The 10015-nt window shown below is 63.2% G+C and carries 11 protein-coding genes; 7 read left to right on the forward strand and 4 right to left on the reverse strand.

Annotated features, from left to right (window positions below; translation table 11 throughout):
- The 6 genes from BIS11_RS04545 to BIS11_RS04570 form a co-directional block, all read left to right on the forward strand.
- Window positions 1-787, forward strand: a 787-nt coding sequence (locus BIS11_RS04545; protein ID WP_253585772.1) for a succinylglutamate desuccinylase, incomplete at its 5' end; no start/stop codon positions are given.
- A 219-nt stretch (window positions 788-1006) separates the two neighbouring features.
- Window positions 1007-1777, forward strand: a complete 771-nt coding sequence (locus BIS11_RS04550) for an ABC transporter ATP-binding protein (RefSeq protein WP_253419286.1) — start codon at window positions 1007-1009, stop codon at window positions 1775-1777.
- A 16-nt stretch (window positions 1778-1793) separates the two neighbouring features.
- The gene (locus BIS11_RS04555; RefSeq protein WP_253419284.1) at window positions 1794-2495 is read left to right on the forward strand and encodes an ABC transporter permease; all 702 of its coding nucleotides are present in this window, start codon (window positions 1794-1796) and stop codon (window positions 2493-2495) included.
- A gap of 2 nt (window positions 2496-2497) precedes the next feature.
- On the forward strand, window positions 2498-3226 hold the full coding sequence (locus tag BIS11_RS04560; protein ID WP_253419281.1) for an ABC transporter permease: 729 nt from the start codon (window positions 2498-2500) through the stop codon (window positions 3224-3226).
- A 135-nt stretch (window positions 3227-3361) separates the two neighbouring features.
- The gene (locus BIS11_RS04565; RefSeq protein ID WP_253419278.1) at window positions 3362-4132 is read left to right on the forward strand and encodes a transporter substrate-binding domain-containing protein; all 771 of its coding nucleotides are present in this window, start codon (window positions 3362-3364) and stop codon (window positions 4130-4132) included.
- A gap of 160 nt (window positions 4133-4292) precedes the next feature.
- Window positions 4293-5129 (forward strand): TraX family protein, encoded by an 837-nt coding sequence (locus tag BIS11_RS04570; RefSeq protein WP_253419275.1) that lies wholly within the window; start codon window positions 4293-4295, stop codon window positions 5127-5129.
- Window position 5130: 1 nt separating this feature from the next.
- Here the strand turns inward: BIS11_RS04570 and BIS11_RS18540 are convergent, their stop codons facing one another.
- The 3 genes from BIS11_RS18540 to purE all read right to left on the reverse strand — a co-directional run bounded on the left by BIS11_RS18540 (window position 5131) and on the right by purE (window position 8548).
- A complete protein-coding gene (locus tag BIS11_RS18540) occupies window positions 5131-6723 on the reverse strand; it encodes a sensor domain-containing diguanylate cyclase (RefSeq protein WP_301282871.1) in 1593 nt (530 codons plus the stop codon).
- A gap of 180 nt (window positions 6724-6903) precedes the next feature.
- Entirely contained in the window at window positions 6904-8025 is a 1122-nt protein-coding gene (locus BIS11_RS04580) for a 5-(carboxyamino)imidazole ribonucleotide synthase (RefSeq protein WP_253419273.1), read from the reverse strand.
- 10 nt (window positions 8026-8035) lie between these two features.
- A complete protein-coding gene (gene purE, locus BIS11_RS04585; protein ID WP_253419269.1) occupies window positions 8036-8548 on the reverse strand; it encodes a 5-(carboxyamino)imidazole ribonucleotide mutase in 513 nt (170 codons plus the stop codon).
- Between the two features lie 204 nt (window positions 8549-8752).
- Between purE and BIS11_RS18545 the strand changes: the two genes are divergently transcribed.
- Window positions 8753-9025 carry an XRE family transcriptional regulator gene (locus BIS11_RS18545; RefSeq protein WP_301282870.1) on the forward strand — a complete coding sequence of 91 codons (273 nt, stop codon included), beginning with the start codon at window positions 8753-8755 and terminating at the stop codon, window positions 9023-9025.
- 68 nt (window positions 9026-9093) lie between these two features.
- Here BIS11_RS18545 and chrA read toward each other — a convergent pair.
- A partial coding sequence (gene chrA, locus BIS11_RS04595) for a chromate efflux transporter (RefSeq protein ID WP_253585773.1) occupies window positions 9094-10015 on the reverse strand: 922 nt, incomplete at its 5' end.

Here is a 10015-nt window from a genome sequence, read left to right on the forward strand (position 1 = left end):
GCTCGGGCAGTGGCTGTGTGCGCTGGAAGCGGGCACACAGCGCCTGGGTGCGCCGGTACTGGTGATTCTGGGCAATATACCCGCCTTGAAGGCGCAGACCCGATTCGTCACGACCAATCTCAACCGATTGTTTTTTCGCGAGTTAGACCGTGACGGCGACGAACCGGACCGGGCGCGGTTGCTGATGGCCGAGGTGGACGCCTTCTTCGCGCGCAACGCCGGGCGCGCCCGCCTGCACTACGATCTGCACACGGCGATTCGCCAGAGCCTCTACCCGCGCTTCGTGGTGGAGCCTTTCAGCGATACCTCCACCGAGGCGCGCCAGTGGGCGTGGCTGGCCGGTGCCGACATGCAGGCGGTGCTGCACCAGCATCAGCACAGCCACACGTTCTCCCACTACAGTCGCCACTACCACGGCGCCCAGGCCTTCACCTTCGAGCTGGGCCGCGTCGCTCCCTTCGGCCATAACGATCTGGCAGCGCTGGCTCCCATGCTCGCGCTGATCGCGACCCTCGGCGCCGGGGAACTTCCCGCGTCGAGCTCGACGGCCCCCCTCGCCTTCTTTCGCGTCGAGCACGAACTCTTGCGCACCTGCGAGGATTTCACGCTGTGCTTTGCCGAAGACGTGGCGAACTTCACTCCCTTCGCGCCGGGCACCAAGCTTGCCAGCGACGCCCAGGCGGGCGACTTCGTGGTGGGCGAGACGCCGCTGCGCGTGGTGTTTCCCAACGCCCGGGTGGAAATAGGCGCGCGGGCCGCGCTGCTGGTGAGCCCGGTGGAGAAATGAGCATCGAGCGGCTTACAATGGCGTTTCATCAACAAAAACAAGCAAGGGGCAGTGTCTGGCATATCGGTTGGAGCATTGATGAGCCAGCACATTTGCATAAGAACGAGCATGTCGGGCATAAGGCCTGATAGAATCGCCCCTTTTTTTCGCGCCAGCCGCCTGTGACGTCCGTGTTTTTCATCGGTTGCCAGTGCGGCAACCTTGCTCTGGAGCCTAGTTATGGCCGCAACGCCTACGCCTCTTGAAGTGCGCAACATCAAAAAGCGCTTCGGGGATACAGAAGTTCTCAAGGGTCTTTCACTAAAAGCGCACAAGGGGGACGTGATCACCCTGATCGGTGCGTCCGGTTCGGGCAAGAGTACCTTCCTGCGCTGCATGAACCTGCTCGAGCAGCCCGACGACGGTGACCTGATCGTCCACGGCGAGCCGGTGCGCTTCAAGGTGACCCGCCACGGCCGCGAGCCAGCGGACCGTCGCCAGGTGGTCAAGATGCGCGCCAAGCTCTCGATGGTGTTCCAGGGCTTCAACCTGTGGGCGCACATGACGCTTCTGGAGAACATCATCGAAGCACCGGTGCACGTGCTGGGCCAGTCGAAGAAGGAGGCCATCGAGCACGCCTACGCGCTGCTCGAGCGGGTGGGCCTGACCGCCCGTGCCAACGCCTATCCAGCGCAGATGTCCGGCGGTCAGCAGCAGCGCGGCGCCATCGCGCGCGCCTTGGCCATGGACCCGGAGGTGATGCTGTTCGACGAGCCTACCTCGGCGCTCGACCCGGAGCTCGTGGGCGATGTGCTCAAGGTGATGCGCGATCTCGCCAATGAAGGACGCACCATGGTGGTGGTGACCCACGAGATGGGCTTCGCGCGAGACGTGTCGAGCAAGGTGATCTACCTGCACCAAGGCCTGATCGAGGAGGCCGGCACGCCAGAGGAGGTGCTGAGAAACCCCACCTCGCCCCGGCTCAAGCAGTTCCTGGCTCCCAAATACTGATTTCGCGAGGCACACCATGCTGGATTTGCAGGGCTACGGCCCACGGCTGATCGAGGGCGCCGGCGTCACGGTGCAGCTGGCGATTCTGTCACTTCTGCTGGCAGTCGTGCTGGGCTTGCTCACCGCCACCGCCAAGATGTCGCGTAGCTGGCTTCTTCATAGAGTCGCCACACTCTATACCACGGTCATTCGCGGCGTGCCGGATCTGGTGCTGATGATGCTGCTGTTCTTCGGCGGCCAGATCGGCGTCAACATGATCAGCGACATGCTCTACGACCACTTCGACATCGACCTCTACATCAACTTCAACGCCTTCGCCGCCGGGGTGCTGACCATCGGTTTCATCTTCGGGGCCTACATGGGCGAGACCTTTCGCGGCGCCTTCATGGCCGTCGACGAAGGCCAGATCGAGGCGGGCAAGGCCTACGGCATGAGCAACGCCCTGCTGTTTCGCCGCGTACGCTTTCCGCAGATGATGCGCCACGCCCTGCCCGGGCTCTCCAACAACTGGATGGTGCTCTTGAAGACCACAGCGCTGGTCTCGGTGATCGGGCTGACCGACATGGTACGCGTGGCCGCCGAGGCGTCGCGCGCCACCCACGAACCCTTCGTTTTCCTGCTGCCGGTAGCGGCGGTGTACCTGTTGATAGCGAGCGTCTCGGAGTGGATCTTCGCGCAGCTGCAAAAACGTTATAACGTCGGCTTCGGGGGACAGTGACCATGGATATCACCACCTGGATGTTCGAGTGGCTTGAAGGCAATGCCATCTTCACGCCCAATACGCTCGGCTACTACTGGGACGGGTTCGTCACCACCACGCAGCTGGTGTTTCTATCCCTGCTGGCGGGGCTCTTGCTGGCAGTGCCGCTGGCCATTCTGCGAAGCTCCCGGCACAAGTGGATCAGCCTGCCGGTGTACGCCTATACCTACGTGTTTCGCGGCACGCCGCTTCTGATCCAGCTCTACATCATCTACTACGGCGTAGTGTTCTTCGACGGCATTCAGGAGACGTTTCTGTGGCCGATCCTGCGCGAGGCGTTCTATCCTGCGCTGATCGCCTTCACCCTCAATACTGCCGCCTATACCACCGAGATCTTCCGGGGTGCGATCAAGGCAACGTCGCAAGGCGAAATCGAGGCGGCCAAGGCCTACGGCATGTCGCCCTCCCTGATGATGCGGCGCATCATCCTGCCGAGCGCCTTTCGCCGTGCGCTGCCCTCCTACGGCAACGAGGTGATCTTCATGCTGCACGCCAGCGCCATCGCGAGTGTCGTGACGCTCACCGATCTGACCGGCGCCGCGCGCTTCGTCTATGCGCGCTTCTACGCCCCGTTCGATGCGTTCTTGTTCGTGGCGGCGATCTACCTTTGCATGACCTTTGCCATCCTGTTCGTGTTCCGCCAGCTCGAAAAGCGCTTGCTGGCGCACTTGAAGCCGCTTTCCCACTAGCCGAGACAGGAACAAGCAGCAGGGCGATCAAACGAACGTTGGTTTAGACGCGCCCTGCTCTTTTCGTCAACGCTTGGGTAGGTTAGTTTAGAGAGGATCACGTACGTGTCCCCGCATACTCAAGGAGAACTTCCAATGAAAAGAATTCTGACGCTTTCCGTTCTGGGCCTGGCCGTGGCCGCCGCCTCCTCCGCTCAAGCGCGGGACTACGACAACGTCCGCATCGGTGTGGACATTCCTTACGAGCCCATGGAGTACCGCAGCGCCGACGGCGAGCTGACCGGCTTCGACATCGATCTGGGCAATGCGCTGTGCGAGGAGATCGGCGTGAGCTGCGAGTGGGTCGAGCAGGAGTGGGACGGCATCATCCCGGGGCTGATGTCACGCAACTACGACGCCATCATGTCCTCGATGACCATCAATGAAGAGCGCCGTCGTCAGGTGCTGTTCTCTGACCCCTACATCACCATGCCCTCGGCCTGGTTCGCGCCGCAAAGCCTCGATATCGACGAAGCCAACGAAGAGACTCTCGACGGCATGACCATCGGTGTCCAGCGCGGCACGCTGCAGGACAACTACGTGACCGACAACTTCGGCAGCGTCGCCGACATCAGCCGCTACGCCACCGCCGACGACATGGTGCTCGACATGGACGCCCAGCGCCTGGACATCGTCTTCCTCGACTTCCCGATCGGCCACTACACGCTGATCGAGGGCAACGACGGCGAGTACAAGGAAGTCGGCGAGCGGATCAGCGAGCCCAAGGAGTACTTCGGCGACGGTTTCGGCATCGCCTTCCGCCAGCGTGACGAGGCGCTCGCCGAGCGCTTCAACGAGGCCCTGGCCACACTCCAGGAGAACGGCACCTACGACGAGATCTACGAGCGCTACTTCGGCGCCGAGTGAGCCTCGAGCGGCAATGCTTTTAGTAACAATGCCACGAACCCCCGGCCTTCGCCGGGGGTTTTCGTTTGGGTTGCGGTATAGTGGGGCGACGCCGGGATGAACTCACGTGCCCGGTGCCAGTCTGATCCAACGCTCAGGTCATGAAAGACAAGGAGGTTTTATGACGAATCCATCGGACGCCCCCGCACGATCGACCGCCGCGCCGGTATCGGCGCCGCGCGCCGACGAGCGCCCCTCGTCCCACTGGACCGCCTGGGGGCAGTGGCTTGCACTGGTCACGATGACCATCGACCATCTGGTGCGCTACGTGCTGCCAAGCGACTGGGACCTGAGCTGGGCAGGCTCTTCGATCGGGCGCATTGCCTTTCCCCTGTTTGCCGCCATGGTGGCCTGGCACGGGCTCTTCAATACGCGAAACCCCCTGCGCTACGCCCGTCGGGTGATGGTCATCGGTATCGCTGCCCAGGTGCCTTACATGATGATGCCGCGGGTAAGCGATGCGTTCGTGCTCAATGTCTGCTTTACCCTGGCAAGTGGCCTGGCCCTGGGAGCGCTGGTACGCCTGGGCTGGCAACACTACCTGCGCCAGACCCTGAACTTTGGCTGGCTGCTGATGGGCACCGCAGGGCTGGTCACCGTCTGGTATCTGCTCGGGTTCTGGGTGGAGTACGGCCATAACGGGCTGTTGTTGATTCCGCTGTTTATGTTTGCCATGCACGCGCTCAGCGAAACTCGAGACGCACTGATCTCAAGGCTCTGGGCGGGCTTGGCCGCGTTTCCGCTTCTTTGGATCGCGGGTCAGATGAACGCCTCGGACATGGCCAAGTCCTTTACCGTCGCCACCTGTTTGGTGGTACTACTTCTGGCAGCCGGCGCCTCCCAGAAGATTCCACCGGTATTCAAGGCCATGCCACGCAAGATGTGGCTTGCCTGGTACCCGGCGCACTTCGCCGTCATTGCGCTCTGGGTCGTGATCAGCGGTCGGTGGGCGATGTAGGTCAGGCAGTCGGGTGGCCACCCTCTCCCGCCCCCCTCTCCATCTCTGACTGATAGCGGCTAAGCCGGGCGCGGCCCGCTGCCTTGGCCTGGTACATCGCCAGGTCCGCCTGCCTGAGCACCTCGGCATGATCACATTCGACAGCGTTGAAGCAGGTATACCCCATGCTCGGCGTCACCTCCACCCATTGGTCGTTCAGGGAATACTGCCCGGTCAGCGCGGCCTTCAGCTCGGTCATCCGTTGGTGGGCCCGCGCTTCGGCCGCCTCGGTCAGGGGCTGGTTGATCAATACCAGCATCACGAACTCGTCTCCGCTGAGCCGAGCGGCCATGTCGTCATCCTTCAGATGACTGCTCAAACGCTCGGCCACTTGTACCAGCAGGGCGTCGCCGGCGGCGTGGCCGAAGGTATCGTTGATCAGCTTGAATCGGTCCATGTCGAGAAACAGCAGTACCCCGGTGCGCTCGTGGCTGGCGGCGTCGTCGCATAGTGCCGTCAACCGCGTCATGAACAGGCGCCGATTGGGGAGATCCGTCAGCGCGTCGTAGTTCGCCTGGCGATGAATGATCGCCTCGTGACGCATGCGCTCGGTGGAATCCTCGATGATGGCGACGCCGCCGATCGCCTGGTTATCGATGTCCTTGACGCTATTGAAGATCGCCCGAAGCGGTGTCCCCGGCAGGTTCTCCTTGAGGTCCAGTACGCCTTCGAAATAGCCTGTGCCATCGCGCAGGGCATCGCGAACCGCCTCAGCGACCCGTGGATCCGCTGACGCCGCCAGCATCGGGTAGTCGATCAACAGGTCCGCCTCGATGCCCAGGATCTTCACGAGCTCGTCGTTGCACTCGGTGATCGTGCCGGCCTTGTCGAAATGAAGCACACCGAACGGGGAGTGATCGAAAATGGAGCGATAGCGGCGTTCGCTTTCCAGAAGCTGCGCCTCTCGGGTGAGGATACCGATCCTCAAGGTGAAGTTGTCGTGAATGATACGGTTCAATTGGGCGCTGGTGGTCATCATCAGCCCCAGGTAGATCACCACCATGGCGCCAAAGGTTCGGGAGACCAAAGTGCCTTCGATCCAGAAAAGCACGGACAGCGGCACGAGCGCCTGGATCACGAAGCCCATGGCGATCCAGCGGTTGGAGGATAGCGTACTGGTACCGCCCCCGGTGACCCCGGCCATGGCAAACGCGACGGCGGCGAGTTGCTCCGGATGGTTGGGTGTGAAAAACAGTACCCCCGCCGCGCCCCAGACGGCGCCTGCCACCAAGGCACACAGGGCGAAGGTGTAGAGCCATCCTTTGTGACGAGGATTGGGATTAGCGTAATGGAATCGATAGGCCAGCCATAGCCGCAGCAGGGAAATGATGCCCAGTATCGCCAGCCACCTCAGCATCAGTCCTGGGTCATTGGCCTCCCAGATCGCCACCAGCATCAAGCTCGCCACCACCAGGCCACTGACGACCGGGACCCAAAGCTTGTTGTAAAGCAGGCCTACCTTCGCCATTTCGAGATCGCTGAGCGTCAGGGCTTTACCGGACACGCTCGCCAGGTGATAGGCCGCGATGGCTTCGGGCTTCCACTTCCAAGGCATAGTCTGCCCCTGTGCGTTTATGAGTTGGTTTTATGGACACACATAAAATTCAGCGAAGTTAGAAGTACGAGTTTTGTAGTACTCGCTTCCATATGCCAGTTTTATAGTATTTATCGACACAAAGCGATTTATCATTAGCCTAAAAAAACCGCCTGCAAGCAGGCGGTCATGAGGAGGGAATCAACTCTCAGAGGCGAAGCTCCAGGAAACCGGCGGCGCCTCGGGGAGCAGGGCCTGGCAGCGGCGCACCTTGTTCAGAAGCTCTTCGTGGGAGTTGGCCAGCACGTTGATGTGGGCAAGCTTGCGCCCGGCGCGCTCCTCCTTGTCGTAGCGGTGCAGGTGCGCCTGGGGAATGGCCAGAAGTTCGGCGCTGTCACCCTCGCGGCCGATCACGTTGACCATGCAGGTCGGCGCGATGGCGTCGGTGGCACCCAGCGGCAGCCCCTGCACCGCGCGCAGGTGGTTCTCGAACTGGCTGGTGACGGCGCCGTCCATCGTCCAGTGGCCGGAGTTGTGGACCCGCGGCGCCATCTCGTTGGCGAGAAGCCCCCCGTCGCGGGTCTGGAACAGCTCCAGCGCCAGCACGCCGACGTAGTCGAGCTCGTCGAGCAGCGCGCGAATGTAGCCGTCCGCCGTCTGCTGGACGCTCTCGTCCAGATCCGGCAGCGGCGCCACGGAGTAGCGCAGAATGCCACCCTCGTGCTGGTTCTCCGCCATCGGGTAGAACACCACTTCGCCGTCGCGCCCGCGCACCGCGATGATCGACACCTCGCGCACGAAGTCGACGAAGGCCTCGACGATCAGACGGGGATGGCCGATCGAAGCCCAGGCATCAGAGGCCTGCTCGGCAGAGGAAAGCACTGCCTGACCCTTGCCGTCGTACCCCTCAGTGACCGACTTGGCGACCACCGGGCAGCCGAGCTCGCGGGCCGCGTCGGCCAGCGCCTCGGCACTTTCGACGACGCGGTAGGCCGGGGTGGGAATACCGAGGCGATCGAACAGCGCCTTCTCCTCCACCCGGTTCTGGCACACCGCGATCGCCCGGCTCGAGGGGTAGACCGGCTTCACCCGCTCGATCTCCTCCACCAGCGCGACCGGCAGGTGCTCGAACTCGTAGGTGACCACGTCGACCTTGTCGAGAAACGCCGCCAGCTGCTGGTTGTTGGGGTCGACGATGACCTCGCCAAGGCCCACGCTCGGGCTGCCCGTGGTATCCAGAAAGGTGAAGCGGTTGCCCAGCGGATAGCCCGCCAGGGCCAGCATCCGGCCGAGCTGGCCGGCCCCCAGTACGCCAATGTTCATCGTCGCCTCCTCAGGCCTTGTCGCTGTCGGGCCGCGGGTCCGGGTTGTCCAGCACCAGCTGGGTCTGCTCGTGGCGAAACGCTTCGATCGCCTCGCGCACCGCGCGGTCCTGAAGCCCGACGATCTGGGCCGCCAGAAGGCCTGCGTTGGTGGCGCCGGCCTTGCCGATGGCCAGCGTTCCCACGGCGATGCCGCCGGGCATCTGGGCGATCGACAGCAGCGAATCGAGTCCCTTGAGCGCCTTGGACTCCACCGGCACGCCAAGTACCGGCAGCGCCGTCTGCGAGGCCACCATGCCCGGCAGGTGTGCCGCGCCCCCGGCGCCGGCGACGATCACCGCAAGCCCGCGCTCGGCCGCGCTCTTGGCGTACTCGAACAGCAGGTCCGGTGTGCGGTGGGCGGAGACCACGCGGGTTTCGTAGGCGACGCCTAATCGCTCGAGCATGTTGACGGCGTGTTCCATGACGGGCCAGTCGGATTTCGACCCCATGATCACGCCCACCTTGGGTGCGCTACCGGACATCTATTCGCTCCTCGGCCAGAGGCCTCAAACCGTTTCCTGACGAAAAAAGCCGCAAGGCTTAGCTGAATTTGAAGGCGCATAGTCTACCAGAGCGCGCCCGGTTAGGGGCTGGCTCGCCGGGACGAAATTTTCCTTCGCCCAGGCATTGAAAAGCGCCTTCGTTAGCGGCATTGTGTAGCTGTCATTTCAGACCCATGGAGTCACATGAGTACGGCATACTCGACTGCTCGCGCAGAAACGCTGGACCCTCCGCGAAGCAGCCCTGACCTCGATGTCAGGGAACTTGAAAAACGTACGCGCCTGATGCGTATCATTGCACGGTTGATCGCCGTATCGGATTTGGGAAGCCGCGAAATCGCCCGTCGGGCAGGCCTTCCCGTCCAGAAGATCAGCGACCTGCTCGCCGGAAGGCTCGAGCACCTGGACATGGACGAACTCAACGTCCTGCGCCGAACACTAGAGCTGGAGGCGCCATAGTCAAAGCGTCTGCCGCCAGAAGATACCAACGCCTCGCCTTCGCGGGGCGTTTTTCATGGCGCTTCCATTCAGAAAGCGCCGCCCAGCACGAGACTCCCCAGCACCATCAGGATCACCACCGCCCAGGCCGGAAGCGCCCATACGCACAGCAGCAGAAACCCTGACAGTGCCAGCGCAAAGTCGAGTGGCGTGAACACCGCGCTGCGCCACACCGGGTCGAACAGCGCCAGCGCCAGAATCCCTACCACCGCCGCATTGACGCCGCCCAAAAACGCCCGGGCGCGCGCCCAGCGGCGCAAGCGATTCCAGAACGGCAGCACGCCGACCAGCAGCAACAAGCCCGGCGCAAAGATCGCCACCAGCGCCAGCCCCGCGCCCACACCCATGTGAAGGCCCGGCCACAGCGCGCCCAGGTAAGCCGCAAAGGTGAACAGCGGCCCGGGCACGGCCTGGGCGGCGCCGTAGCCTGCCATGAAGGCGTTATCATCGATCACGCCCGCCTGCACCGTCTCGGCACTCAATAGCGGCAGCACCACGTGGCCACCGCCGAATACCAAGGCGCCAGCGCGGTAGAAGGCATCGATCAGGGTGAACCCGGCACCAAAGGACGCCAGCAGCGGCAGCACCACCAGTAAAGCGGCGAAGATCCCAAGCGCCAGGCCACTCGCTCGGCGAGAAACGCCGAAGGCCAGAGGCTCTCTCTGCGCAGAAGCGCTATCCTCGCGGCACCACCCGAGCCCTATTACCCCGCCCAGGGCAATGGCGACCACTTGCCCCCATGGCCCGCTCATCAGCGCAGCGACGAACACCGCCACCAGGGCGATGCCCGCCCGCAGGCGATCCGGGCAGAGGCTTTTCGCCATGCCCCACACCGCGTGGGCCACGATCGCCACCGCGACGAGCTTCAGGCTGTCGATCACCCGTTCGGCAAACGGCCCCTCCAGCACGGCGGCGCCAAGGGCGAACAGCACGAGCACGATGGCCGAGGGC

Origin of the sequence: Halomonas sp. 707D4 (assembly GCF_024158685.1) — a bacterium.
In the GTDB taxonomy this organism is placed as follows: domain Bacteria; phylum Pseudomonadota; class Gammaproteobacteria; order Pseudomonadales; family Halomonadaceae; genus Vreelandella.

What these genes read in the sequence shown, in the direction of transcription:
- BIS11_RS04550 (WP_253419286.1), top strand. Translation starts at nt 1,007, where the DNA reads ATGGCCGCAACGCCTACGCCTCTTGAAGTGCGCAACATCAAAAAGCGC.
- BIS11_RS04555 (WP_253419284.1), top strand. Translation starts at nt 1,794, where the DNA reads ATGCTGGATTTGCAGGGCTACGGCCCACGGCTGATCGAGGGCGCCGGC.
- BIS11_RS04560 (WP_253419281.1), top strand. Translation starts at nt 2,498, where the DNA reads ATGGATATCACCACCTGGATGTTCGAGTGGCTTGAAGGCAATGCCATC.
- BIS11_RS04565 (WP_253419278.1), top strand. Translation starts at nt 3,362, where the DNA reads ATGAAAAGAATTCTGACGCTTTCCGTTCTGGGCCTGGCCGTGGCCGCC.
- BIS11_RS04570 (WP_253419275.1), top strand. Translation starts at nt 4,293, where the DNA reads ATGACGAATCCATCGGACGCCCCCGCACGATCGACCGCCGCGCCGGTA.
- BIS11_RS18540 (WP_301282871.1), bottom strand. Translation starts at nt 6,723, where the DNA reads ATGCCTTGGAAGTGGAAGCCCGAAGCCATCGCGGCCTATCACCTGGCG.
- BIS11_RS04580 (WP_253419273.1), bottom strand. Translation starts at nt 8,025, where the DNA reads ATGAACATTGGCGTACTGGGGGCCGGCCAGCTCGGCCGGATGCTGGCC.
- purE (WP_253419269.1), bottom strand. Translation starts at nt 8,548, where the DNA reads ATGTCCGGTAGCGCACCCAAGGTGGGCGTGATCATGGGGTCGAAATCC.
- BIS11_RS18545 (WP_301282870.1), top strand. Translation starts at nt 8,753, where the DNA reads ATGAGTACGGCATACTCGACTGCTCGCGCAGAAACGCTGGACCCTCCG.